The following is a 26,391-nucleotide window of genomic DNA, read 5'->3' as shown; positions in this document are numbered from 1 at the left end:
TGCAAAATTACAATCACACACAACGAATCATCTATTGATAAATGAATTTCATAACAAGAGAGCATAAGCAATTATCGACAAACGCAAAACTAGGATATTCTCATAAAAAAACGACCTTCTATCATTAGATGTTACGTCTAACTATCGAAGATCGATCACTTGAACATATCTTTTATTAAAAACTATAGTCCTAATTGTTGTCTGTAGTAAAATTCATTAGCATCTATTTCTTCAGCGGAATCAGGAAACTGCTGTGCCAAACGTGTATTGCTGATCTTTAATATGGCTTCTTTTGGAGAGAGCTCTTTCTTCTCTAGAGCTTGTCTTACATACTCTCTTACATACCAATACTGTTCTCCATCTTTGTCCAAAGCATTTTTATAAGTAGATTGTGTAATCTTTTTGCTGCCAGTCTTAAATACTTTTTTTACTGCTAGAATACATGCGCCAATAACAAGCAAAAAAACAACTATACTTAATATTGCGGCAATATTTTGATTAAAATTTCCCTGCATTCCCATCATAGTGATCATTGCTTCCAAAATCACATAAAGAATCAGAATGCCTGTCAACAGAGGATGTCGTTTAAAGAAGTTTTCTTTCTTTTCATTCTTGCTATTCGGAAATGGATATTCTATTTTCTTTAATCGATTCAATACCAAAAGTTCATTCAGATCTGCACGTACAATTGGATCAAAATTAGTAGAACGATAGTTATTGTATGCATTTTTTATCGTCGCATCTACTACTGCTTCTCCCAGCTCCATTCCTTTTATTGCAGTTAAACTTCCCAAGGTTGCTCCCGCTCCGACTTTAAACCAACCTGAAAATGTTCCCATATCTTTCATCTCCTTAATTCGCATTCATTATACTCCATTTCTATTTATTTGCAAGTAAAGAAAGACATGTGCATCATTGCATAAATTAAATTATAAAAAAAACTCAATTCACACAGTGAAATATGTGTGATTGAGTTTTTTTTCTATTCATGGAGTTCTTTTATGATTCTTTCAATCTTATTTCCACGTTCTAATGATTCGTCATAAACAAATATCAGCTGGGGTACTTTACGAATGGTCATCCGTTTTGCAAGCATCGATCGAATAAATCCTTTGCTTCTTTCCAATGCTTTCATACCTGCATCAATCCGCGCCTGTTGTCCTAAAAAAGTTACATAGATCTTTGCAATGGATAAATCATTTGTCACAGTAACATCCGTAATTGTGATAAATCCGATCTTGGGATCTTTTAATTCCATTTGAATGATCGAAGAAACTTCTTTTTGGATAATTGCTTCTATACGGTCTTTTTTTGCTGCCATATCTATGCCACTTCCACTTGCTGGTCTTCAAATGCTTCAATGATATCATCTACTTTGATATCGTTGAAATTGGCAATTGTCATACCGCATTCAAATCCATTTTGTACTTCTTTCACATCGTTTTCAAAACGACGCAATGATCCAAGCTTGCCTTCGTAAACAACGACACCTTCACGAATCAAACGAACCTTACAATCACGTTTGATGCAGCCGTCCGTAACCATACAGCCCGCAATTGTTCCCACTTTGCTTACTTTATAGATCTGTCGTACTTCTGCCTGGCCAATAACGACTTCTTCATAAACAGGAGCAAGCATACCTTTCATTGCCAGTTCCATTTCTTCCAGTGCTTTATAAATGATATTATGCAGACGAATCTCTATGCCTTCTTCCTCCGCTTTCTTTCGCACCATCGCATTTGGACGTACGTTAAATCCATAAATAATCGCATGAGAAGCGCTTGCCAGCATAATGTCTGATTCTGTAATCTGACCGGCAGTTGAACGAATGACATTGACGCGGACGCCTTCCACGTTAATTCGTTCCATACTTGCTTTTACTGCTTCTGCGCTACCCTGTACATCTGCTTTGATGATGACATTGATTTCTTTTACATCGCCCTGCTCAATCTGGCGTGCTAAATCATCCAATGACATGGCACTAGTAGAATTACGCTCTTTCTCTACACGTTTCTGTAAACGGTCTTCTGCTACCTGACGTGCTTTTTTATCATCCTCGAAAGCCTTGAACACATCGCCTGCAATCGGTACGTCATTTAAGCCGATAATTTCTACCGGTGTTGATGGAAGTGCTTTTTTAATTTCTCTTCCGCGATCATCTACCATCTTGCGAACATGCCCATAAGCAGTACCGACAACCAAAGGATCTCCGGTATGCAGTGTACCTGTCTGTACTAATAAAGTAGAAACTGGTCCACGTCCCTTATCCAATTTTGCCTCAATAACAGTACCTGTAGCTAAATGATCCGGATTTGCTTTCAGTTCAGCCATATCTGCTACCAATAACAATGTTTCCATCAGATCATCCACGCCATCACCAAATTTAGCTGAAATCGGAACAAAGATCGTATCACCGCCCCATTCTTCCGGCATAACGCCATTATCTGCCATTTCACTCTTGATTCGGTCTGGATTGACGCCTGGCTTATCCATCTTATTCACCGCTACAACGATCGGCACACCTGCAGCCTTTGCATGGTCGATTGCTTCTTTTGTCTGTGGCATGACACCATCATCAGCCGCAACTACGATGACGACGATATCCGTTACTTGCGCACCTCTTGCACGCATAGCCGTAAATGCTTCATGACCTGGCGTATCCAAGAAAGTTACTTTTCGACCTTTGACACTTACCTGGTATGCACCAATATGCTGCGTGATCCCTCCAAATTCGCCGGCAGTCACGTGAGTCTTACGAATGGTATCCAATAATGTTGTTTTTCCATGATCGACATGTCCCATGATCGTAATTACTGGAGGACGCGGCTGCAATTTATCCGGATCTTCTTCCATTGCATTGATCTGTTCTTCTAAATCGCTCTCCTCAATGATCACTTCTTTATGACATTCCACATTAAATTCCATGCAGACAAGTTCGATATTTTCCTCATCTAATGTGGAATTGATCGTTACCATTGTTCCCATCATGAACAACAATTTGATGATATCACTTGCATTTCGGTTCAGTTTTTCTGCTAATTCACCAACACTCATTGGTCCGTGATACGTAATTTCTTTTACTTCTACCCGCTCTTTGCGCGGTGTAAAATTCTTTGATTTACCTCCCCTTGCAGGTTTCTTTGGCGCTTTTTTCTGTGGTTTAGCCATACCCATCACCTAGCCTTTCATACAAGATTGAATCGATCGAGCAAATCCAGCATCTAAAACTGCAACAGTTTTACGGTTGCTTTGTCCAATTGCCTCATCAATCATCCATGCACTTTCCACAAATACATAAGGTATCTGATAGAAAGTACATTTATCACATATCTTTTTACGTTGATTTTCTCCACAATCTTTTGCGATCATCACTAGTGCCGCACTTTTATTTTGGATGCTCTTGATCACAAGATCACCTAATGCAACACGTCGTGCCCGCATAGCCATTCCTAATAGATTTTGCCATTTATTCATTTGTCTTGAACATCTCCAGCAATTGATCATAGATCTCTTGAGGAATTTCACATTCTAATGAGCGAGCCAAGCTTTTTTTCTTCTGCGCGATCATTACTGCTTCCTGACTTCTTTTAAGATAAGCTCCTCTGCCATTCATTCTTCCGCTTTCATCGATCTTTACTTCCATTTCTGGTGTACGAACGATACGGATCAATTCTTTCTTTGGAAGTTGTTCTTGTGTTGCAACACATTTACGCATTGGTATTTTTCTCATACCATCACCTCATTAATCGTAATATTTGTCATATTCATCGAAATCGATATCATCATTGATCCAGTCGTTTTCACGTTCCTCTTCTTCCTGACGTTCAATTTCTTCCAACTCTTCCTCAGTATAGATCGGTTTAAATTCATATTCTTTGTTTGCAAAATCAAAAGTTGGACGACGTTTTTCTTCTTCCTTATCTTTCTTACGTGCATTTTTTGCAGATTTTTCATTGCTTGCATGTACTGGTCCAGCCCCTGCCAATGCTTCAAATTTTGAAGTAAATTCTTGTTTCTCCTTCAAATCTAAACCTTTTTCACGTTGTTTTGCTTTTGCGATACGAGCTGCCTCTTCAAAATCATCTTCCGGTTTTGTTTCTTTTTCTTCAACCGGCTGTTCTTCAACCACCGGCTGTGCAGCTTCCACTGGCTCCGCTTGTGTTTGTTCGATAAAATCTTCTTCGATTTGATCATCATAATCAAAGTCAGCATCTTCTACGCTGGCAATATCTTGCTGTGCATTCATGGATGCAAATAGTTCCTGCTGCAGACGCTGTTTCTCTTCTTGCTGCTGACGTAAGAAATCTGCACGTTGCTGCTGCGCAATTTCTTTCCAATCGATACCAGCTGCATCCACATCGCTTTGTGCCTTGATATCGATCTTGCGTCCTGTCAATTTTACAGCCAAACGGGCATTCTTTCCACGTTTGCCAATAGCTAAAGACAGCTGATGATCCGCAACGATAACAAGCAAACCGCCTTTTTTCTCTTCACTTGGGATCACGGCCAATACCTCTGCTGGAGATAAGGCATTTTTGATCAGTTCACTGACATCTTCGCTCCATTCAAAGATATCGATCTTTTCTCCATGCAATTCATCGATGATCACTTGTACACGTTGTCCGCGTGGACCGATACAAGCTCCGATCGGATCAATATTCTCATTATGTGAATACACCGCCATCTTTGTACGTTCGCCCGCTTCACGTGCAATTGCCTTGATTTCGATAATTCCCTGATAGATCTCAGGAACTTCTTTTTCAAATAAGCGTTTTACCAATGTTGGAGAAGCACGGGAAACAAGTACCTGCGCACCTTTTGTCTCTTTATTCACTTCGCTGATCACTACACGAATCCGTTCTCCCTCATGATATTTTTCATTCGGCATCTGTTGATTCTTCGGCATCATTGCCAAAGTTTTTCCAATATTGACAATGCAGAATTTCTCTTCAACTGTCTCGATCGTACCAAAGATCATTTCGTCAACTTTATCGCAATATTCTTCATATACGATCTGTTTTTCTGCTTCACGAATTTTTTGTTTCATTACGTTCTTTGCTAAGATAACAGCAGCACGTCCAAATTCCTGGATATTGACCTCTTCATCCACCAAATCGCCCAATTGATATTTTTTTGAAATTCTCTGTGCATCTTCTAACGAAATTTCCATTTCGTCATCTTCTACGTTTTCAACAACTTCACGTTCCTGAAACACCTTGATGGCACCGCTATTTTCATTGATATCCACACGTACAAGTGCATCTGGGATTTCGATATGCTTGCGGTATGCTTTGATCAAAGCTTCTTCCAACGCGCTGACCACAATTTCTTTTGTCAATTTGCGGTCATTTTCAATTGCTTGCATAGCATCAATAAACATCTTCAGTTTCATTTCCTTATAACCTCTCTATATTTTTACCGATAACCGAATCAATGCGATATTTTGTGAATCGATCATTATTTTCTTTCGTACTGCTTTTGCCATATAAGAAATAGTGACAGACTCTTCATTTGCTTCTAACAGCGTTCCCTTTACACTGTCCATACCCGCTTTCGGATCTTTTAGCTTCACAAACACGTATTCACCAATGGCTTCTTTTATTTCTTCAAAGCTGCGCAGTTCTCGCTCAGCGCCCGGGGAACATACTTCTAAAAAATACTCATGAGAAATAATATCGCTTTCATCTAACAAAGATGAAATTCCTTCTGAAACGGCAGCACATGTATCAATGTCCATCGATCCATCCGGATACATCACTGAAACTTGCAAAATCCGCATTTTTCCATCCTGCACCCACTTTAGATCATAAAGAGAACATTTGTGCTGCTGCAACACAGGTTGAATCATCATTTTGATTTTTTCAATTTGATCCATAGCATTCTCCTTTTAATCATAATGAAGGAGTGGGCATGACCCACTCCTTGTTGTTCTTCAGATGAATTTTATCATATCTGACATCTTTTATCAACTGAAAATTAATGATTCCTTTTGATAAAAATAAAAAGATCGTCTTGCTCCTATGAAAACGATCTTCCTATATCCTTATTTCTCAACGATTGTCTGACCTTTATACTCACCACAAGCACACATTTTATGAGCCAGTTTATACTCACCGCAAGATGGACACTTTACAAGTGTCGGTGCAGCTAATTTGTAATGAGTTCTGCGTTTTGCTTTTCTGGTCTTTGAATTACGTCTTTGCTGAACAGCCATGTTCGCACCTCCTATTTAATCTTCCGCTTTGAATTCTCGCAACTTTGCTAAACGGGGATCGATCTCATTCTTTTTTTCTTCTCTGAGATCCTCTTCCCTGATTACTTTCCAGCCCTCTCCTTTAGGATATTCCTTAATTTCAGGTTTCACAACCTTCAGAGGAACTTCCATCAAGATTTGCTGAAAGATAACCGGCAACAACTCAACGACATCACCCTTAACCTCATGGACATCGATATCCTCACACTTGATGAAAGAGAACACTTCCTCCGTATCTGTGTGAAATTCGACTTCTACGTCATCGAGAGTTATTGAACACGGTAATATCATCACTCCTGTAATCGACAGATCCGCATACGCACGTTCGCTTACAACATCGTAATGAATTTTTCCGTTTACATGAACATTCGGTACTGATCGAATATTGTGCATCTGGGCAAATACTTCCGGCTCAAAACGTATCGTTTCATCAATGAAAATCGTATTGTTTTCAGCACGTAGTAAATCCGCTCTGGCAACCTTCACCGATCTCACCACCTCATGTCAACGAAAATATTATAAAGAAATTGATTCTTAAAGTCAAGAAAGAATCTAAGGAATCGATAAAGTATTTATTTTATGAGAAGTAAGAGTGAAATTGAATTGTTTGGATCCATCGCAAGACATCTTGCAAGACATCCTGCCGGCAATTATCATTTAAAATTTCATGACGAGCACCTGGATACATTTGATGCATGATATTTGTATAACCTACTTTTTTCATAAAGGTAATCGCACGTTTCCATGCCTGCTCACTATAGATACATGGATCTTGTTCTCCAGCAATATACAGTAATGGAAGTTTGGAATTACGAAGCAGCCACCCTTCTTCATCATATGTGTCATATAATAATCGAAATAGATTTTGATATCCATTTAATGTAAACGGAAAACCGCATAACGGATCTTTGTTATAAGCTTCCACCACTTCTTTTCGAGCGCACAGCCATGCATTGGATCCTTCTTGTTTGAACGCCTTTTCATATCCGCCAAAAACAAGCTTTCGCATCATCGCACTATGATCATATTCACCTTTGATCTTGCGAAGGAACCCGCATAAAGCCATTGCAATCAAAACAAAAGGATTTGCACTGGGAGAACCGCAGATAATTGCACCATCTGCTTCATAATCAAAACGCCGCAGATAACAGCGCACTACCAAAGAGCCCATGCTATGTCCAAATAAGATATAAGGCAGCTGCGGAAATCTTTTTTTCATCATGTGAACAACTTGATGGAGATCATTGATGATCCATACTCCGCTGTCATCGTAAAAATAGCCGAGATCTTGCGGATGTCGGATGCTTTCGCCATGTCCGCGCAAATCAAAAATCACAGCAATGTAGCCATGTTCACACAGATAATCCAAAATAAATTGATAACGTTCCTTATGTTCACACATCCCGTGCACCAGGTGCACGATGCCCTTTGCCTCTCCATCGGGTATTTGAAGTATACCAGACAACATCAAAGCATCTTCATCTGATGGCAGATGCAGTATCTCTCTTCTCATCACGATCACTCCTTTAAAAATTATAACAACTCTAGCATTGTTTCGCAATAAACACCTATTTTGTGCTATAGTATTGGCAATGAATAGAAAGGAAACAGTCATGAAAATATGTGGAATCGTCGTCGAATACAACCCTTTTCATAACGGACATATCTATCATCTGCAGCAGGCGCGTTTACAAACCAATTGCGACCTGCTGGTTGCGGTAATGAGTCCTCATTTTGTTCAACGTGGAGAGCCGGCAATCACAGATAAATGGAAACGTGCAAAAGCCGCTCTGCGCCATGGTGTAGATCTGGTCCTTGAACTTCCTACTTTGCACGCTGTACAAAGCGCCTCTTATTTTGCGTCCGCAGCCATTGATATCTTAGCATTGGCAAATGTAGATACCATCATCTTCGGGAGTGAATCAAGTAATATAGAAAAACTGCAGCAATACGCAAAAAAACTGCAATCCATCTCGCTAGATGAACGAACGATCAGCACGGTTCGACAATACGAAAATAAACTGGGTGCTTTATTGCCAAACGACATACTGGGCATCAATTACATACAAGCTGCAAAAAAACATCAGATCCAAACAAGATGTATTCAAAGAACCAATGCCTATCATTCAAAACACATTGACAGCCACATAGCAAGCGCCAGTGCGATCCGTCATCATTTTTTTAATGGCGATGATGTCACACCCTATACCATCTTGGCAAACGAACTGGATCCAAATGCCCGTTTACATACATATTATCCTTACTTGCAAACACACTTGCTGCTTGATGATCCAAATCGGATGAAACAGTTATTTTTGATGGACGAAGGAATCGAACACCGCTTGATCGAAGCCGCAAAGCAATATGATGACATGGATTCTTTCTTATCCTATTGCATCTCGGCCCGCTATACCAGATCCCGTATACAAAGAACTCTGATTCATTATCTATTAGATACAAGCAAACAAGAAGCAAACCTCCATGCGAAAGCGGAGCATCTTCGTATACTGGCTTTTAACACAAAATCCAGGGTACTGCTAAAACAGTTGCAAAAAGAGGGAAAACCTGTCATTTCACGTTTTCAGCAACTGCCTGCGTTTTATCAACAGATGGAACAAAAAGCCACTGTTTTATATACTTATGGAAATCCTGCCTTACGAAAGCAATTATTAAAAAAAGAACTGGAGGGACCTTATTATGATGCTGATGATCGTTAGTCTTTTCATTTTATGCTGCCTGTTTTTTCTCATGCTCCTGCACTACTTTCCTTCTCCGCCAAAAAAAGAGGAAAAGTGCTATGATATGGCGTTAGTATTAGGATGTCCTTGCCAGGATGACGGTACTTTGAGCCGGATGCAAAAACGCAGGATCGATCATGCGATCAAACTATATAAACAAGGTGCTTATCATTTATTGATCATCAGTGGCGGAACTGTAAAAAATAATTTTAACGAAGCGAAAGCAATGCAAGCATATGCACGCTCACATATTCTTGTTCCTTGCGAAATAGAAACAAAAGCTGCCAATACTTATGAAAATTTTTTATTGTCACGCTCATTATGGAAGAAACACCACTGTCATAGTGCCATCATCATCACTTCTCCCTTTCATGCAAGACGAGCAAATTATTTTGCAAAACGCTATTTTCACGATTACTGCATAAGCTGCTATTCCCAGCATGATCGATGGAGACATTGGCCGCAAGAATGGTTCTGCATGGTCAAATGTCTGTGGATCGAACATCAAATTAAAAAGAACAGGTCCTGAAAACGGACCTGTTTAATACATATGTGCTTTTCCGATCATATAATCTTTTTCTACTTCCAATATTTTTGTTGTTTGCAACATGCCGTCATGATAAGGGTGCGCAGGAGCGAGATCATGGACAAAGGTCAATAACACTTCTTTTTTCACACTAAGATCTTTTACTTCACGTAAAGTTCCAAAAATATGTACGGAACGATAATTATGCGTGCCTACTTTTTGTGTGATTCCTAGATCTTCTACAACATTGTATATGATCGGTTGATCGATTCCTTTTAATTTTTCCCCTTTTTGTCCGCAATGAAAAAAAATCCGGTCATCGATCATGACATGATTAATGGGAAAAACATAAGGAAAACTGCCGTTGTTGAATGCACAGGTGCCAAAAGGGATCCGTTTCATGAGGGCATAACATTCTTCTAGGCTGATCAGTTTTGCTTCATTTCGAATCTTTCCCGGCAAAGAAAGCGTTAATTGTTCTTCAAACGGTTCATTGTAATGATACGTCATCACATGATCAAAAGGATGAATGCACGTTTCTTTTTTCACAACAACCAGCGCTTCATAAGATGGATCTTTCAAAACACTACGCTCAAATATCCAAATCAAATGATCTTGATAATATTCTCTGATTTTTTTTAACATTCTCTATCACCTCTGATTAAAATTATAAAGCAGTGCACCGGCAAAGAAAAGAGGTAATTTGATTCTTTTAAACAAGGCACATAATGAAAGAAGGGATGTATCGAACATCCCTAGATTTTACATCAATGTATCACTCGTTCAACATCATTGACACTGTTGATCTTGCGAAGATTTGCAATCAACGTACGTAAGTGTTCTGCATTCTTCACACCAACGGTCATTTTGGTCGTAGCAGTGATACGATCTTCATTTACTTTTGAATCGACATGATTCATCTGTGCTTTGCATTGTGATACGACAGTCACGATATCGCTGAGCAAATAGTTTCGATCATTTGAATAAATGATCAAATCTACATCATAGCTCTTTTCTTCCAACCCGTCTTCCCATTCCACGGTGATCAAGCGTTGTTTTTCATTCGCCACGTTTGGACAGTCAGCACGATGCACCTTTACACCTTGTCCTTTTGTGATATAGCCGACAATATCGTCGCCCGGTACTGGTGAACAGCAAGCGGCGATCTGTACCATCATTGTATCAATGCCCGGCACATGAATGCCGCAAGAAGATTTTTTGCGCGGTTTATTATTTTCTGTGCGATTGAACATTTTTAACAAATCTTCGTTATCGATAGGTGTATTGACCTTATGTTTTGTCAAACGTTCGATCACAGCCTGCAATGAAACCTGTTTATTTGCAATTGCCACCATTAGATCTGCAATACTGCTGAAAGACAGAGAACCCATGATCTGTTCGATACGCTTGTGATTCAATAAAGCGTCGTCCAGATTTCTTCTTTTGACTTCCTCTTCTAACATGACTTCTCCTTTATGGATGAGGTCATGACGTTTCTCACTTTCCTGTTTTTGGAAGAAAGAACGGATCTTGTTGCGTGCATGCGGCGATTTGACAATTTTCAACCAATCTTCACTCGGGCCGCTGGACTGATTGCTTGTTCGGATATTAACAACATCTCCTGTTTTCAATGGTGTATTCAAAGGTACGATTGCTCCATTGATCGTTGCTCCCACTGTATGGTGACCTACCTCTGTATGAATTCGGTAAGCGAAATCAATTGGGGTAGCACCATTTGGCAAAGCAATCACACGTCCCTTTGGTGTCAAAACATAAACATTCGCTTCAAAGATATCCCTCTGCAATACATTCATGTACTCCATCGGATCATCGCTTTCCTCATCACTCATCATTGAGAAGTCTTTGAACCAATGCAGCTGTTCTTCAATTTCTTTTTGTTCAATTTCCTGCCCGCCATATTGCGCTTCTTTGTAACGCCAATGAGCCGCAACACCTCGTTCAGCAATCTCATCCATTTTTTCTGTACGGATCTGCACTTCAAAGATATCGCCATCCCCCGCAATGATCGTCGTATGCAAAGATTGATACATATTCACTTTCGGCATGGCAATATAATCTTTAAAGCGTCCTGGTATCGGACGATATTTGGCATGAATATATCCTAAGATCTCATAGCAGCTAACTTCTGTATCCGTAATGATACGGATTGCCAAAAGATCTAAAATTTCCTCAAAACGTTTATTTTTGGTCAACATCTTTTTATAGATGCTGTATAAATGCTTGCTGCGTCCAAAGATGCGATATGGAATTTGATGCTCGTCCAACATCACACTGATTTCTTTGATCATATGTTGTACTTGAGCATCTCGTTCGGATTCTCTTTTTTCAACTAATTTCGCTATTTCAAAATATTTTTCACGATTTAAATATTTGAAACAAAGATCTTCCAGCTCATTTTTGATCTCGCTGATACCTAAACGATGCGCAATCGGCGCATATACTTCCAAAGTCTCGCTTGCGATTTTTTTCTGTTTTGCTTCGCTCATGTATTGCAATGTGCGCATATTATGCAAACGGTCAGCAAGCTTGATCAGTATGACACGTACATCTTTTGCCATGGCAATAAAGATCTTGCGATGATTGCTGGCAAGGTATTCTTTCTCATCCTTAAATTTCAAGGCTCCGATCTTGGTCACAGACTCTACCAAAGAAGCTACTTCATCGCCAAAAAGCCGGGCAATGTCTTCTCTTTCAACATCACAGTCTTCCACTGTGTCATGCAAGAAACCGGCCGCAATTGTTTTCGGACCAGTTCGAAGCAATGCTAAAGTGTAACCAACTTGCACTGCATGGATGATATAGGGTTCTCCGCTCTTGCGAAATTGTCCTTCATGATGTTCTTTCGCAAAAAGATATGCTCTAGTGATCAAATCAATATTTTCTGGTTTGTGAATATATTTTTTTGCCTCTTCTAAGACTTCTTCAAAGACAACTGATTTTTTATTTACCATCCTTTACCACCTCCTGCATATTAGAAGAAGGTGAGCTCTACTCACCTTCATATGTCAATAACGAAAGTATTTCCATGTCCTTCAATAAATCACGGCCATGCAAATCCTCTAGCTCAATGATAAATGCACATCCTACCGGAATGCCTCCTAGTTCTTTGATCATTTTTACCGTTGCTTCTACAGTACCGCCCGTTGCTAACAAATCGTCTACGATCACGACACGTTGTCCCGGTTGAATACTATCGACATGCATCTCCAGCGTGTTCGAACCATACTCTAAATCATAAGAACATGCTATTGTTTTACGCGGCAGCTTTCCTGGTTTACGGACAGGAACAAAACGAATACCTAAAGCATATGCAATAGGCGCACCGAACATAAAACCTCTGGATTCCGGACCTACGATCACATCTGCCTGCAAGCTCTTTGCAAAAGCTGCTAACTGATCACAAGCATAGTGAAAAGCATCTGCATCTGCCAACAGAGGAGTCACATCACGAAATATTATTCCCTCTTTTGGAAAGTTTTCAATGGAAGCAATATAATTTTTTAGATTCATACAGGATTCCCCCTTGGTTTTACGAAACGTATTATAGCAGATTCATCCATTTTTTTCATTAAGAAGTGACGATTTATGTAATAATTTCCACAGTTTTTATATTTTTATCGTTCAATTGTTTCTAATATCATATTCACTTTTTCCTGATGATGAAAATGATTAACGCTTAATTTACCGGCAAATTTTTTAAATCCGCCTTCTTTTAGGTCATACATACGATCTTTTACATTAAAATACAGCAATTCCATGCCGCTTTCTTCCACCCATTTCATATGCTGCTGATTACCCAAAATGCGCGCGGATCGAATAGATAGATCCTTTACACAAAATCGCGGTTCTTCAAAGCCGTTGCCAAAAGGACGCAACATTGATAAGGACTTGACCTCTTTTGCTGTTAATAGATCTTTTTCAATAGGAATATAGATGGGTTCATCTGCAGCTAAAGGAAGCAAAGATTGAATATGCTGTTGGGCATATAATTCAACTTTTCCTAAATCATGACGATCAAATGCAATGCCCGCTGCCATTGCATGCCCTCCAAATTCTTTCAGGCATGACAGATCATTAAAAAAGCTGCTTAAATCTACCCCTGGTACAGAACGAATAGATCCGCGAAGAAGGTCTCCTTTTGGAGCCAAGACCATACACGGACGCTGAAACTGTTCACATAATTTGCCGGCTACCAGACCCACGATACCTTCATGGAAGCTTGCATCACTTACAATGATAAACGCTGAATCGGCTGTGATTTTTTTTAAAGCGACTTCCATCATCTGGGTGCTCATCGACTTACGCATATCATTCAAAGAATGTATTTGCTTGCTGACATTGATCAAAACATTGCCGTCTTCACTTAACAGATAACGCACCGTATTATTGGCATTGCAGCGATCAGCGAGACGACCCGTCACATTGATTTTTGGAACGATCTGAAATGCAATTTTTGTTTCATCCCATGCTGAAGAATCATTTGCCAACAACTGGATGCTGCGTACCCGATTTTGATTAAGGATCTTTATGCATTGCTTTACGATCATGCGGGTCTCTCCGCGCATCTCCATGACATCGCCGATTGCTGCAATGCCTGCATATACCACATACTTATCCTTTTGGATCTGCAAAGCTCGCGTTATTTCAAAAGCAATACCAGCACCGCTAAGCATTCTAAAATCTTCTCCCATCCGCTGCGGATGAAGAAGAAGGTCGCAAAGCAATGGTTGTGTTTCATCAAGAACATGATGGTCTGTTACGATGACATCCATTCCTGCATTTTTCGCATGTCTGACGGCTTCAAAAGCACGCACTCCATTATCAACAGTGATCAATAAAGAATACCCTTTTGCCTTAGCCATATCGATCGTTTCACTATGCAGGCCGTATCCTTCTGTCAAACGATTTGGAATATAGAATCCGGTTTGAATGCCGAAACTGCGCAAAGCATCCACCAAAATGGCGGTACCACAAATCCCGTCAGCATCATAGTCACCGCACACCAACACTTGTTCTTTCTGCTCTCTTGCCAGACAGATACGGTCAATGACCTCCCGCATACCAACTGCCCTCATGGGATCGCACCATTGCGGCGCAGATAAGAGCATCGTAATTTCTTCATCATTCATTTCTTTGCATGTCAATACCCTTGCACAAAGACGAGAAAGATCGAATGTATTCATCAATTCATTTTCCCGCAGTATATCTATTGAACGTTCTTTCATATTCATCCCTTTCTTTTTGAAAAACCGCACAATCCAATCGTGCGGTTTATTTCTTAATCATTGATTCCCGGAATGACAACTTCGTCTAATTCTTTTTTCTTATTTGTATGTTTTACTTTCTTTGCTTTTTTCGGTTTTTTATGCAAACGCAGCTGATACCACAGCTGTGCCGCGATAAACAGAGAAGAACCCGCACCAGCCAATAATCCGATCAACAATGTCAGATTAAATATAGAGATTGCATCACTACCAATCAACAATAATGCAATAACAGGCAACATGGTCGTAATCGTTGAAAATACAGAACGTGTACATGTTGCAGCCAATGCTTCATTTACCAAATTACGATAATCTTCTTTCGTCAAGTGCTGATGCGTCTTTTGCACATGTTCACGGATACGGTCAAATACGACGATCGAGTTGTTGATGGAATAACCGATGATCGTTAAAAGCACAGCAACGATCTCAGTATTGATCTCTAAACGGAAAATTGCACAGAATGCCAAGATGATCAATACATCATGCACCAAGGCCACGATTCCGGAAAAAGCATAGTCCCACTTGAATCGAATAGAAATATAGATCATGATCCCAATCCAAGCAATCAACGAAATCAGGACAGCACTGCGAACCAATTCATTACCGATGACCGGTGTAACGACATTATCATTGACATCATGTCCATACGTTTCTTTTAATGCTGATTTGATCGTACTCAGTTTGTCACTGTCGATTGCCTCTTTGATATATACATTGGCATTTGTATTATCGCTGCCGCCTAAACGAATACTGTCTACGCTTACTCCTAAATCCTTTAGCTGAGCCGTTAAAGCATCCGAATCAATCGTTTCATCGCTTTGTACGACCAAGCTTGTTCCACTGGAGAAGTCAATGCCAAAATTCATGACACCGTCACCGTTTGCTCCATGGTACACCATGCAGCCTGCTGCAATGACCATGATCGTAAGTGATGTGAAAATAAAATATTTTGCTTTCCCTACAAAGTCAAATTTCTTAAATACAGAGAATTTGCGTCGTTCTTCTCCTTTTGCTACATCTGGCACATCCGTTTTCCGTACAGCAAACCATGTATAACGATTTTCCAAAGCACTGCTGTTGACCAATAATCCTAATAAGAAACGCGTCACGAACACGATTAACAATAATGTTGTCAAAGTGGACACGATCAACATGGTTGCAAATCCTTTGATACTTCCTGTTCCCAACAGATATAAGATCAGTGCAGAAATCAATGTTGTTAACTGCGCATCTAAAATCGTACGGAAAGATTCTTTTGAACCTTCATAAAATGCTGTTTTTACGCTACGTCCATTGTACATGGCATCTTTGATTCGTTCAAATGTCAAGATATTGGAATCAACCGCCATACCGACACCCAGTACTAATGCAGCGATTCCAGAAAGGGTGAAAACAGCTCCCATCGCATTATACAGCAAGAATACGACGAAGATATAAACGGCTAGTGTAATTGCAGAAATCACACCTGGCAAACGATAAACCAAGATCATGAACAACATGACAGCCGCAACACCTATTGCTCCAGCCATCATGGTCGTAGAAAACGCATCCAATCCATAATCAGCAGAAACGACATCGGAATACTGCTCAGTCAATTTTACTGGTAAAGAGCCGGAATTGATCAAGTCTTTTAGCTCTGTAGCACTTTCCTTTGTAAAATTGCCAGAAATTTGTGCGGTATTGCCACTGATTCCTTCTGAAACAGTAGCTGCTGAAATATAGGCAGGTTTTTCTTTTCGTGATTCTGCTGCATAAGAATCACCTTCCTGATAATCCAACCACGCTACGATCAAGTTTTGACCGCTTGCTTTCTTTGCAATCTCGCTGGTCACAGAATAAAAGGTGTCTGAATCTTTCAATCGTAAGTTTACCACATAGTTGCCATATTGATCCTGAGAGACACTAGCGCCTCCCTCTTCCAATACAGTCGCATCCATCAACAGATTGTCGTTGACATCGCGAAAGGTTAGATTGGCAGTTGATGAAATGACCCTGCGTGCCTGATCCGGGCTATCCACACCCGCCAAAGAAACACGGATACGGTCATTTCCTTCCACAGTGATTTCAGGTTCACTGACACCCAAAACATCCACACGTTTACGAACAGAAGAGACAACAGCCTCCATATCCGGCATCTCTTGTCCATCAAGCGGAGTCACTTGATATAGGATCTCAAAACCGCCCTGTAAGTCCAATCCTAGCGTCAAGTTATTACGAATATCGGAAGCAAACGAAATGATAATTGCAAAAATTGTAATAACAACAATTCCAAATGCTCCCAGTCTTGATTTTTTCATTTACTCATTCCTCCAATTTTCCGATATACTTCGTCCAAGTCTGCTGATTTACCCATGATGATCACTTGCTTTGTTAGGAAAGCGACGATTTCTCCTACTTTTAATTGCAGGATATCGTTGACCGCCTCTTGGAGGTCTTGTGGTTGTTTTCGCTTCCAAACATACCCACGAAGTGTATCTTCGATATGTTGATAAGTTAGAGAAGGCAGCTGTTCGCGCTGCAATTTGCATAATTGCAGATGAATTGCAAGTTGAATATATGGATTTTGCAATATACGCTCCATTCACTTGCCCCCTTCCCTAAATACAGCTTATACATTATATCATTATTTCTATGAGTTTTGTATGAATTTTTTTATCCTTTCCTTTTCCTTTCTTTCTTTGCTGTCTGCTATTCGCAGATGAAATAGCTGCATCCTGTATTATGCACAGGACAATAGCCCGTTTCTGTCACAATTATTTGATATATCCGCACGCAAAATTTTCTATCATTTGCTTTTTATAATCAAAACCGTTTCACTCTGCAAAAAAAAGCCTGCTCCTGATCAGACATATTTTGTATATCAAATACATATAGTGATTTATGAGCGTGGTCAAATGAAAAAGAAAATATTTATTTCAGCATTTCATCTTATTTATCTTTCTATTTTAGCAAAATTATTATCTTTTTTTGTACGCATCTTATTAGCAAGGAAACTGGGAAGTGAGGCAATGACATATTATTCGATGACCGTTCCTACCATGGTCTTTTTGATCAGTGTCGTCCAGCAGGGCATTCCCGGCGCCCTTAGCAAGCTCACTGCGCAAAGCAAATATCCTAAGATGCCATTGATAGCCTCTATCTCTATAACGGCGATTACCACTTTTTTTACAATTCTGCTGTATATTCTATTATTACCTTATTTAGCTAAAGATCTATTGCATGATGTTCAGCTGATTCCAGTGCTGAAAGCAATTCTTCCCTTGCTTCCGACAGTTGCCTGCAGCGGATTGTTAAAAGGATATCTGCAAGGCATACAACACCATTATCAAGCCAATATTACACAGTTTTACGAAGAGGCGGCACGTATCTTCTTCTTGGTCGTCTGCTTTCAATTCATTCCTATGCACGATCCGATAACATTAGCAGCGCTGGCGATGTTCAGCGTAACTGTTGGAGAACTAGCCAGTTGTCTGTATATGCTGATTCATCTTCGTTTTCGATTACAGCATATCTGTATCCTGCCAAAGACATTTCGTTCCTTTCCCCATACGCAAATCAAAGAAATTCTCTGTATATCTATGCCAATGATGGGAAGCAGGATCACCGGATCATTGACCTATTTTTTAGAACCTATCTTCATGCTCTTGCTGCTCGATCCCGCTTCAAGTCAAAAAGTCATAGCCGGTTATGGCTTGTTAAATGGATATACACTGCCTTTGTTGACAATGCCCAGTTTTCTGAGCATTACATTAAGCAATTATCTATTGCCGTCTTTCTCTTATGCAATCGCACACCGTCAGATGAAACAAGCTAAAAAAAGCGGCTGCTCTATCTTGATTTGCTGCCTTCTGTTCGGCATCGCCTATAGCTTTTTTTGTTTCTTTTTTCACACACAAATATTTCAGCTTTTCTATCATACGAGCAACGGTTCCTATCAATTGCATTTATTATCGATCCCCTTCTTGCTTTACAGCCTGCAGCCGCCTTTAAGCGCCCTTTTGCATGCCTGTTCTTATAGTGCACAAGCATTTTGTGATACATTGCTCGGCTCTCTCTTTCGTCTTCTCTGTGTTCTTTTGCTTACGCCTCTCTTGCAAGAGTATGCCTTATTGATTGCATTGACCGGCGGCATGCTCATAACGACCCTGCTTCATGCTGTTCGCTTATTGCTTATCTATCATCGCCATACCTTTGCTTCAATTCCCTCTTGATGATGAAAAGTCCATCTTTTTGATACAAACATAAAAAAACATCTTTGATGATCGTTCCTTGGCGTTTTACCTGCTGTTGCAGCCATTCTTCGTTTTTTCCAATATGCTGCAATGCCATTTTGTTGATCTTGCCGTCACTGATCAATGGCTGCGGATAGCGGACACGGCAGCTATTTTTCGGCAAGATCGACAATGTTCCATTATTTTCCAATATCGCAAAAGCTACTTCTGCCGGTGAGGACAGATCTTTACTGTGGATTTGCGACATCAGATCATCAATGCTGTAGCGCTCTCTGCGCATTACACTTTGATCAATATGTCCATTTTCTATTAGGATCACAGCTTTGCCATCGAAAAGATCGCGAATGTATTTGTTCTTCAACAAGATCCAGGAAATGCCGATTTGCATCAAAGCCAAAATTGTAATGGGAATCAAAGAACGGAAAATGCTGGCTTTGGTATCCGTTATCGAGATTGCCAATAGTTCTGACATGACTAGATAGATGACGACATCAATGACACTCAGTTCGCCTACTTCTCTTTTTCCCATTAACCGAAGTGCCAGGATGATCACAAAATAAACGATGATGCATTTGACCATCAATTCAAAATAAGAAGCAATCTCATCTATCATAATTTCATCCTTTCTATCATATTCTGCAATGAGGTGAATTGAATGAAAACGTGGGCAAAACCTTATTTGTTTGCATGGATCAGCTTATTCGTCCTGATGTTCTTATTCTCTGTTATTTCTTCATCGCTATACACTTTTGATTGGATTTCAACAGATCTGTATCATTTATTCAACAGAATATTGCCTTATGTTTCCTTTTTGATCAGCGGTCTCTGTTTTGGCTTTTTCATTGAAAAAAAAGTGCTTATCCAAGCACTTCTCATGACATTCTTTTTAATACTGCTATCTTTTCTGATACAAGAAAATACCAATGGAATACATTTTTTTCTTCATCATCTGCTTTGGCTATGCTCCGCTTTGTTCTTTCCTTGCATTCTTCGTCATTGATCATCTTCTTGTGAAAGAGAGAATAAATCGTCATGGTGTGTATAACCAAAATGTGCATAGGCTTTTTCAGTTACGACCCTGCCGCGGGGCGTGCGGTTGATAAAACCAATCTGTAATAAATATGGTTCATACACATCTTCCAGCGTCATGCTTTCTTCCCCGATCGAAGAGGCGATGGCCTCCAATCCTACCGGTCCGCCTTTAAATCGCTCAATGATTCCTTTGATATATTTATGATCGACACTATCCAATCCTAAATGATCGACTTTCAAACGATCAAGCGCATCTTTCGCGATTTCTTTCGATACGACACCGTCATTCAATACCTGTGCAAAGTCGCGCACCCTTCGAAATAGACGATTTGCAATTCGCGGAGTTCCGCGTGAGCGCAAAGCTATCTCATGCACTGCTTCTTCATCGATCGCAGTATCCAATACTTTTGCACTGCGGCGGATGATTTTTTCCAGATCCTCCAGTTCATAAAATTCTAATTGCGCACTGATGCCGAAACGATCACGAAGCGGGGCAGTCAGATCGCCGGCACGTGTCGTGGCTCCAACCAAAGTAAATGGCGGAAGATCGAGACGAATGCTTCGTACAGTAGAACTGTCTTTTCCCACCACGATATCGATACAGTAATCTTCCATAGCCGGATACAAAATTTCCTCTACCTGTTTTGGCAGACGATGGATCTCATCGATAAACAAGACATCTCCTGCTTCCAATGTCGATAATATGGCTGCCAGATCACCGCTTTTTTCAATAGAAGGACCGCTGGTCGTCTTTAAATGACCCCCCATTTCATTTGCCAAAATATACGAAAGCGTCGTTTTTCCTAAACCCGGAGGTCCATACAACAATACATGATCTAATGCTTCATTACGCTGTTTTGCCGCATCAATGAAGACACGCAGATTTTCTTTTAATTGACGTTGACCGATATATTCATCCAGCGTTTGCGGACGAAGGGTGATCTCCCCTTCATCCATACGCTCTTTTTCATTTGAAACCATTCGTTCCATTCTCATACCCCGCTTTTCTTAGCCATGATGCTCAAAGCTTTGCGAACATAGGCATCGCAAGTCATTTCTTCCATTGCTGCTAATTCTTTGTGCAATGCATTCAATTCTCCGCTTCGATAACCCAAAGCACGCAATGCCTCCATCGCATCCTTGAGTTCTTGATTTTCCTGTGCACTCACTTCAATGCTTTCTTCCACTAATTTTCCTTTTAGATCCAATACGATCTGCGAAGCCGTTTTTGCACCGATTCCCGGCAAGCTTTTCAATGCCTTTACATCATTATTTTCAATATGTGCTATTAATGTTTTTACGTTGCAAACACCCAGCATAGCAAGTGCGGTCCGAGCCCCTACTCCTTTTACTGAAATCAGCCGAACAAATAATTCATATTCTTCCATTGTCAGGAAACCAAATAAAGAGATATCGTCTTCCCGTACCTGTTGATACGTATAAAGAATGACATCGCTATTTAAACGTAAATTTTGCGGATTTGCTACATATACCCGATAGCCGATTCCATGATTCTCAATGATCACCGAATCTGCTGTCGTACTGTAAATCATTCCTTTAATAAAAGCTATCATCTTATCACCTGCTTTATTATATCATGCTTCTTAAGAAAACAGCAGTTTAGTTCAAACTGCTGTTTTTAAATTTCAATGTCCAGCTCAACCGGACAATGATCGCTTCCATAGATTTCCGTATGAATTTTCGAGTCTGCGATCTGTTCTTTTATGCGGTCAGATACGATAAAATAATCAATACGCCATCCTGCATTATTTTTACGAGCATTGAATCGATAACTCCACCATGAGTAGATACCTTCTTTATCCGGATATAGATAGCGAAAACTATCTGTAAAACCATTTGCGAGCAGTCTACGCATTTTATCACGTTCCTCATCGCTGAAACCAGCATTGCGGCGGTTGGTCTTTGGATTTTTTAGATCGATCTCTTCTTTAGCAACATTCAGATCACCGCACAGGATCACCGGCTTCTTTTCATCTAATTTTTTTAGATAGGCCAAGAAATCATCTTCCCATTTCATTCGGTAATCCAGTCGCGCCAATCCTTCTTTTGCATTGGGCGTATAACAAGTTACAAGATAAAACGCATCATACTCGCAAGTGATCACACGTCCTTCCTGATCATGTTCTTCTATTCCCAGACCATACGTTACCTGCAAAGGTTCTTTCTTGGTAAAGACCATGACTCCGCTGTATCCTTTTCGCTGAGCGGAATTCATATATTGATGATAGCCTTCCGACAAGATTTCTGCTTGCCCCGGCTGCATTTTTGTCTCTTGCAAACAGAAGATGTCCGCATCTATTTCTTTAAAGAAATCATAAAAGCCTTTATTGATACAAGCGCGAAGCCCGTTTACATTCCATGATATCAAACGCATTCTTTTTCCTCCTCATGCTTTTTATTGCACTCATTGTAACATACATTCTCTATATTTTTGATTGAAATGCTCCCATGCTTGAACATCTGCATCATCTCTCCAGTCAAAGAAATCTGTTCTTCGTCTTCCATGATATCTTCTCGTCGTACAAAACGTGCGGATGACAGCTCATTTTCATCTAAAACGATCTTATCATCTCCATCTACTTCACAAAAGAATCCCATCAGCAACGTATCGGTAAAAGACCATGGCTGACTTTTATAATATTGTATATTTTTTACTTTTAAGCCAACTTCTTCCATTACTTCTCTGCGTACGGTCTGTTCCAATGTTTCACCAATCTCGCAAAAACCGGCAATCAATGCGTCCTTTGTATAGCTTCTTCCTGCATATCTTGTTAAGATGATCGAATCTCCCTTGATCACGCCAACGATCACGGCTGGACAGATCTTCGGATATTCCACGTTCCCGCAATGCGTACAGCGCATCATTCTTTCTTTTTCATCATGTTGCATGCTTCTTCCACAACTGCCGCAAAACATCCTGCTTTGATACCAGCTCCACAACTGATAACCACTGATTCCTGCGAATGCAATATGGTTGTTGTGCAGACCGCGTAAATGTCTGGTAACTAAAAATGCATAACCTGCCGGCAGATAGCGTGGTTCTTTCAATAATGTAAAATAAGCAACGTGATCCATTTGAAACAGATATTGCAATTGCATTCGGTCTTCTTCGGCTAATTCTTTGACCGTTGGATATTTCCCGTCTTCTTGCATATAAATACGATTTTTTCGATATAGCAAAACCATATCATCTAACCGCGGCATCCGTGGATGATATTGATTATCGAAACGATGTGGTGCAATGTCTTGTATCATTATGATTCCCTCTTTTCGTTCCCTATTATAACAACAAACGACATTTAATACAAAAGTATTACAAAACGCAATAAATCAAAGCAAACGCCTATTCTTAAAAACAAAAAATAGATATAATACATTTATAAAGAAGGTGAACAGCATGAATAGAAAAAAGTTTATTCTCATTATTATCATTTGTATCTTTGTTGCGTCAAGCATCATCGGTATCATTTTCTGGCAATTGAAAGAACAGCATCGCAAGCAGCTGTATAATGCAATGCATATTCAATTTAAAGAAAGCACGACATTGGAATATGGGGAGAATATAGATCCTTCTTCGTTGATCATTTCTGTTGACGGCGGTGAACTCACATCTTTGCCCAATATCGACAGCAGACAGATCGGAGAACAAAGTTTGTCTTATACCCTAAAAAAAGAAGATGTGACACGGTCCTTTGTTCATACGGTCACGATCAAAGACACGCAGGCGCCCCAAATCAAATTTGTCTCACCTTCTATATCTGTCCAAGAAGGAACAGCATTTGATGCAAAGGAGAATATCCAATCCGTAAAAGATCCTGTTGACGGAGAATTGCCATTCCTCAATCAGAAACAAGAAAAAGAAGGCTATTGGATCGAAGAAGATGTGCAAGCACAACAAGCAGGTCATTATTCTGTAACGGTTTTTGCCCGCGATAAAAATGGAAATACGAAAGAAGCGTCATATACGGTAACAGTAACATCCTCTTCATCATCTCCAACAACATCAAACAAGAACGATTCTGCAAATGGAAATACACCAACCTACATCAATGGCATATTGCTCGTCAACAAGCAATATGCATTGCCGAGCAGTTATGGAAATGGTTTGGACGCTGCTGCATACAATGCTTTTATGCAACTGCAAGCAGGGGCTGCGAATGCCGGCTATTCCATGCCGCTCATCTCCGGCTATCGTTCTTACAATTACCAGGCAGATCTCTACAACAGCTATGTTGCCCGTGATGGACAAGCTGCCGCAGATCGTTACTCTGCACGTCCCGGTCATTCAGAACATCAAAGCGGTTTAGCGATGGATGTAGGAGCAATCGATAATAACTATGGCAATACCCCGGCAGGTAAATGGCTTGCTGAACACTGTGCAGATTATGGATTCATCTTACGTTATCCGCAAGGCAAAGAAAACATCACCGGATATATGTACGAGCCTTGGCATATCCGCTATGTGGGCGTACAATATGCCCAGGAAATCATGAATTCCGATTTGACTTTAGAAGAATACTTAGGTGTCGCATAAAAAAAAGTAGTTTTCTACTTTGATCTGGTCCCTGTCAAGTGGACATGTTTAATAAGTAAAAAGTCTTGCCCAATTAGTATCATGCTGATTGGGCTTTGTTTTTTAGGGTCTCTTTATATTTTGCTATTTTTGGATTATATGCAATTGGATATTTTTTAGGTGCCTTATTATTGAACGCCTCCTCTCTTACTTCCATAGGAGCTTTGGAATCGAATCTAGCTTGATAACGTCGATTGTTATAAAAATCAATGTATTTGCTAATTGCTTGAATTAAATCTTCCTTTGTATGGATCTCATACATTCGGTACATCTCTGTTTTAATGATACCCCATAATCCTTCTGTTGGACCATTGTCTAAACAACAGGCTACCCTGGACATCGATTGTACCATTCCATAATTTTTCAATTTGTTCTGGAATAATGGACTGGTATATTGATATCCCCGGTCCGAATGAAATAGAGGATGTGTGTCAGGATATTTCTCAATTGCCTTATTAAGCGTATCGAATACAAGCGCATTATCATTTCGGTTACTGATTGACCAAGCTATGATCGAACGGTCATACAGATCTAAAAATGCACTAAGATATATTTTCTCTGTTGAATGCGGGACCTTGAATTCCGTTACATCCGTTGTCCATTTTTCATTCGGCTTTGACGCTTCAAATTCGCGGTGAAGTACATTCTCTACTGTTTGGTTTGCTTTGTTTGCCACTGTGCAGCACGTTCTTGTTCTCCTGATGGATGAATGTACATCCATGATTTTCATGATTCGATGGATCCGTTTTGTATTGTAGTGCCTGTCATAATCGCGATTGATGTATAGGCGCATTCTGCGATATCCTAAGATACCACCGTATCTTTTATGGTAGCCTATGATGATTTCTGCCAATTCCATATCTTCCTGTTCATTGCTGGGTATGGAACGTTTCAGCCACTTATAGTATGCGGAACGCCTCGTATTCAAACGTTTGCACATCCATTGAATACTGTAATCCTTCTTCTTGTGAAGTTCCTTGACTGCTAGGTATTTTGCTTCGTTTTTCGTCTTAGAGAAGATCGCCTCCTTTCGATTTCTTGTACTTTTTTTAATAGATCGATCTCCATCTCCTTTTCTCTAAGCAGACGTTCAAGTATCCTGACCTTACGCTTTAATATTTCGTTATCGCTGAGCTCCTCATTCCTCTTGTGCTGTCCACGACGATCGACAAGTCCGTCTTCTCCATATGACTGATATTTCTTGACCCACTGATAGACCTGCGTATAAGAGACATCGAATACCTCGGCTGTTTGTTTATAGTTGTTCCCGTGTTCCAGACAATGATTTACGATTTCCATGCGTTCTGCCAGCGTTGTCTTTCTAGTGCGATCTTTCATATATACCTCCGGCTGAGGATCATAATCCTTAAGCTCTTCGAGGTCATTATACTTCTTGATCCATTTTCTTAGGGTAGTAGATGAAGGAATTTTATATTTAATTATCAGATCATTAATGGTACCTTCTTTGTTGAAATAAGCTTCCACCACTTGTTGCTTAAACTCTTTCGTATAGGTTGCATTATGTAAACTTGTCTGTAAACCACTTACACCATTTGCCTGATACATCTTTGACCATAGTCGTATAACGGTTACACCAACATCAAATTCTTGAGACAGTTCTCTTACACTTTTCTTTCCACCTAAATACTGTTCACAAATATTCGCTTTTTGTTCAACTGATAATTTTGGTTTTCTCCCCATAGAAAAATCCCACCTCCATAGAACCACGTT

At 40.0% G+C, this 26,391-nt stretch carries 27 protein-coding genes; 4 read left to right on the top strand and 23 right to left on the bottom strand.

Annotated elements, in window-relative coordinates; genetic code table 11:
* Window positions 1-182 precede the first annotated feature (182 nt).
* The 10 genes from BQ9859_RS00365 to BQ9859_RS00320 all read right to left on the bottom strand — a co-directional run bounded on the left by BQ9859_RS00365 (window position 183) and on the right by BQ9859_RS00320 (window position 7,766).
* Window positions 183-839: a hypothetical protein gene (locus BQ9859_RS00365; RefSeq protein WP_075876226.1), complete on the bottom strand. Its 657-nt coding sequence runs from the start codon at window positions 837-839 to the stop codon at window positions 183-185.
* A 143-nt stretch (window positions 840-982) separates the two neighbouring features.
* On the bottom strand, window positions 983-1,321 hold the full coding sequence (gene rbfA / locus BQ9859_RS00360; RefSeq protein ID WP_075876225.1) for a 30S ribosome-binding factor RbfA: 339 nt from the start codon (window positions 1,319-1,321) through the stop codon (window positions 983-985).
* Between the two features lie 2 nt (window positions 1,322-1,323).
* Complete coding sequence (infB, locus tag BQ9859_RS00355; RefSeq protein ID WP_075876224.1) at window positions 1,324-3,168, bottom strand: translation initiation factor IF-2; 1,845 nt, start codon at window positions 3,166-3,168, stop codon at window positions 1,324-1,326.
* A 9-nt stretch (window positions 3,169-3,177) separates the two neighbouring features.
* Complete coding sequence (locus tag BQ9859_RS00350) at window positions 3,178-3,474, bottom strand: L7Ae/L30e/S12e/Gadd45 family ribosomal protein (RefSeq protein WP_075876223.1); 297 nt, start codon at window positions 3,472-3,474, stop codon at window positions 3,178-3,180.
* On the bottom strand, window positions 3,467-3,730 hold the full coding sequence (gene rnpM, locus BQ9859_RS00345) for an RNase P modulator RnpM (protein ID WP_075876222.1): 264 nt from the start codon (window positions 3,728-3,730) through the stop codon (window positions 3,467-3,469). Before rnpM ends, BQ9859_RS00350 begins: the two co-directional genes overlap by 8 nt.
* Window positions 3,731-3,742: 12 nt before the next feature.
* On the bottom strand, window positions 3,743-5,392 hold the full coding sequence (nusA, locus tag BQ9859_RS00340; RefSeq protein ID WP_075876221.1) for a transcription termination factor NusA: 1,650 nt from the start codon (window positions 5,390-5,392) through the stop codon (window positions 3,743-3,745).
* 15 nt (window positions 5,393-5,407) lie between these two features.
* Window positions 5,408-5,875 (bottom strand): ribosome maturation factor RimP, encoded by a 468-nt coding sequence (rimP, locus tag BQ9859_RS00335; RefSeq protein ID WP_075876220.1) that lies wholly within the window; start codon window positions 5,873-5,875, stop codon window positions 5,408-5,410.
* Between the two features lie 168 nt (window positions 5,876-6,043).
* Window positions 6,044-6,214, bottom strand: coding sequence for a 50S ribosomal protein L32 (gene rpmF / locus BQ9859_RS00330; protein ID WP_075876219.1), 171 nt, complete (start codon window positions 6,212-6,214; stop codon window positions 6,044-6,046).
* A 15-nt stretch (window positions 6,215-6,229) separates the two neighbouring features.
* A complete protein-coding gene (locus BQ9859_RS00325) occupies window positions 6,230-6,739 on the bottom strand; it encodes a YceD family protein (RefSeq protein ID WP_075876218.1) in 510 nt (169 codons plus the stop codon).
* A 91-nt stretch (window positions 6,740-6,830) separates the two neighbouring features.
* The gene (locus tag BQ9859_RS00320) at window positions 6,831-7,766 is read right to left on the bottom strand and encodes an alpha/beta hydrolase (RefSeq protein WP_075876217.1); all 936 of its coding nucleotides are present in this window, start codon (window positions 7,764-7,766) and stop codon (window positions 6,831-6,833) included.
* 100 nt (window positions 7,767-7,866) lie between these two features.
* On the opposite strand from BQ9859_RS00320, the gene BQ9859_RS00315 reads away from it, so the two are divergent.
* Both BQ9859_RS00315 and BQ9859_RS00310 read left to right on the top strand, forming a co-directional pair.
* Complete coding sequence (locus BQ9859_RS00315; RefSeq protein WP_075876216.1) at window positions 7,867-8,970, top strand: tRNA(Met) cytidine acetate ligase; 1,104 nt, start codon at window positions 7,867-7,869, stop codon at window positions 8,968-8,970.
* An 85-nt stretch (window positions 8,971-9,055) separates the two neighbouring features.
* On the top strand, window positions 9,056-9,520 hold the full coding sequence (locus tag BQ9859_RS00310) for a YdcF family protein (protein WP_161941265.1): 465 nt from the start codon (window positions 9,056-9,058) through the stop codon (window positions 9,518-9,520).
* 12 nt (window positions 9,521-9,532) lie between these two features.
* Here the strand turns inward: BQ9859_RS00310 and BQ9859_RS00305 are convergent, their stop codons facing one another.
* The 6 genes from BQ9859_RS00305 to BQ9859_RS00280 form a co-directional block, all read right to left on the bottom strand.
* A complete protein-coding gene (locus BQ9859_RS00305) occupies window positions 9,533-10,162 on the bottom strand; it encodes a pyridoxamine 5'-phosphate oxidase family protein (RefSeq protein WP_075876215.1) in 630 nt (209 codons plus the stop codon).
* A gap of 122 nt (window positions 10,163-10,284) precedes the next feature.
* Window positions 10,285-12,489, bottom strand: coding sequence for a RelA/SpoT family protein (locus tag BQ9859_RS00300; protein ID WP_075876214.1), 2,205 nt, complete (start codon window positions 12,487-12,489; stop codon window positions 10,285-10,287).
* 37 nt (window positions 12,490-12,526) lie between these two features.
* On the bottom strand, window positions 12,527-13,048 hold the full coding sequence (locus tag BQ9859_RS00295; RefSeq protein ID WP_075876213.1) for an adenine phosphoribosyltransferase: 522 nt from the start codon (window positions 13,046-13,048) through the stop codon (window positions 12,527-12,529).
* A 104-nt stretch (window positions 13,049-13,152) separates the two neighbouring features.
* Window positions 13,153-14,763 carry a single-stranded-DNA-specific exonuclease RecJ gene (locus tag BQ9859_RS00290; RefSeq protein WP_075876212.1) on the bottom strand — a complete coding sequence of 537 codons (1,611 nt, stop codon included), beginning with the start codon at window positions 14,761-14,763 and terminating at the stop codon, window positions 13,153-13,155.
* A gap of 53 nt (window positions 14,764-14,816) precedes the next feature.
* Complete coding sequence (locus tag BQ9859_RS00285) at window positions 14,817-17,099, bottom strand: protein translocase subunit SecDF (RefSeq protein ID WP_075876211.1); 2,283 nt, start codon at window positions 17,097-17,099, stop codon at window positions 14,817-14,819.
* Entirely contained in the window at window positions 17,096-17,383 is a 288-nt protein-coding gene (locus tag BQ9859_RS00280; RefSeq protein WP_075876210.1) for a post-transcriptional regulator, read from the bottom strand. The genes BQ9859_RS00285 and BQ9859_RS00280 overlap by 4 nt, the downstream gene beginning before the upstream one ends.
* 313 nt (window positions 17,384-17,696) lie before the next feature.
* On the opposite strand from BQ9859_RS00280, the gene BQ9859_RS00275 reads away from it, so the two are divergent.
* Window positions 17,697-19,013 carry an oligosaccharide flippase family protein gene (locus BQ9859_RS00275; RefSeq protein ID WP_075876209.1) on the top strand — a complete coding sequence of 439 codons (1,317 nt, stop codon included), beginning with the start codon at window positions 17,697-17,699 and terminating at the stop codon, window positions 19,011-19,013.
* On the opposite strand, the gene BQ9859_RS00270 is transcribed toward BQ9859_RS00275, so the two are convergent.
* The 5 genes from BQ9859_RS00270 to nudC form a co-directional block, all read right to left on the bottom strand.
* Window positions 18,973-19,647: a DUF421 domain-containing protein gene (locus BQ9859_RS00270; protein WP_075876208.1), complete on the bottom strand. Its 675-nt coding sequence runs from the start codon at window positions 19,645-19,647 to the stop codon at window positions 18,973-18,975. The two genes, BQ9859_RS00275 and BQ9859_RS00270, sit on opposite strands and share 41 nt — an antisense overlap.
* 380 nt (window positions 19,648-20,027) lie before the next feature.
* Complete coding sequence (ruvB, locus tag BQ9859_RS00260; RefSeq protein WP_075876206.1) at window positions 20,028-21,056, bottom strand: Holliday junction branch migration DNA helicase RuvB; 1,029 nt, start codon at window positions 21,054-21,056, stop codon at window positions 20,028-20,030.
* Between the two features lie 2 nt (window positions 21,057-21,058).
* Window positions 21,059-21,640 (bottom strand): Holliday junction branch migration protein RuvA, encoded by a 582-nt coding sequence (ruvA, locus tag BQ9859_RS00255; RefSeq protein WP_075876205.1) that lies wholly within the window; start codon window positions 21,638-21,640, stop codon window positions 21,059-21,061.
* A gap of 65 nt (window positions 21,641-21,705) precedes the next feature.
* On the bottom strand, window positions 21,706-22,461 hold the full coding sequence (locus BQ9859_RS00250; RefSeq protein WP_075876204.1) for an exodeoxyribonuclease III: 756 nt from the start codon (window positions 22,459-22,461) through the stop codon (window positions 21,706-21,708).
* Window positions 22,452-23,342 (bottom strand): NAD(+) diphosphatase, encoded by an 891-nt coding sequence (nudC, locus tag BQ9859_RS00245; RefSeq protein ID WP_075876203.1) that lies wholly within the window; start codon window positions 23,340-23,342, stop codon window positions 22,452-22,454. Before nudC ends, BQ9859_RS00250 begins: the two co-directional genes overlap by 10 nt.
* A gap of 142 nt (window positions 23,343-23,484) precedes the next feature.
* Here nudC and BQ9859_RS00240 point away from each other — a divergent pair, with 142 nt between their 5' ends.
* The gene (locus BQ9859_RS00240) at window positions 23,485-24,621 is read left to right on the top strand and encodes a M15 family metallopeptidase (protein ID WP_075876202.1); all 1,137 of its coding nucleotides are present in this window, start codon (window positions 23,485-23,487) and stop codon (window positions 24,619-24,621) included.
* A gap of 79 nt (window positions 24,622-24,700) precedes the next feature.
* Here the strand turns inward: BQ9859_RS00240 and BQ9859_RS00235 are convergent, their stop codons facing one another.
* Both BQ9859_RS00235 and BQ9859_RS00230 read right to left on the bottom strand, forming a co-directional pair.
* The gene (locus BQ9859_RS00235; RefSeq protein WP_075876201.1) at window positions 24,701-25,681 is read right to left on the bottom strand and encodes an IS3 family transposase; all 981 of its coding nucleotides are present in this window, start codon (window positions 25,679-25,681) and stop codon (window positions 24,701-24,703) included.
* Window positions 25,645-26,361 carry a helix-turn-helix domain-containing protein gene (locus BQ9859_RS00230; protein ID WP_075876200.1) on the bottom strand — a complete coding sequence of 239 codons (717 nt, stop codon included), beginning with the start codon at window positions 26,359-26,361 and terminating at the stop codon, window positions 25,645-25,647. Before BQ9859_RS00230 ends, BQ9859_RS00235 begins: the two co-directional genes overlap by 37 nt.
* Window positions 26,362-26,391 lie beyond the last annotated feature (30 nt).

The organism is Merdibacter massiliensis, from assembly GCF_900155395.1.
In the GTDB taxonomy this organism is placed as follows: Bacteria; Bacillota_I; Bacilli_A; order Erysipelotrichales; family Erysipelotrichaceae; genus Merdibacter; species Merdibacter massiliensis.
This window is presented reverse-complemented; position numbering and strand designations above follow the sequence as displayed.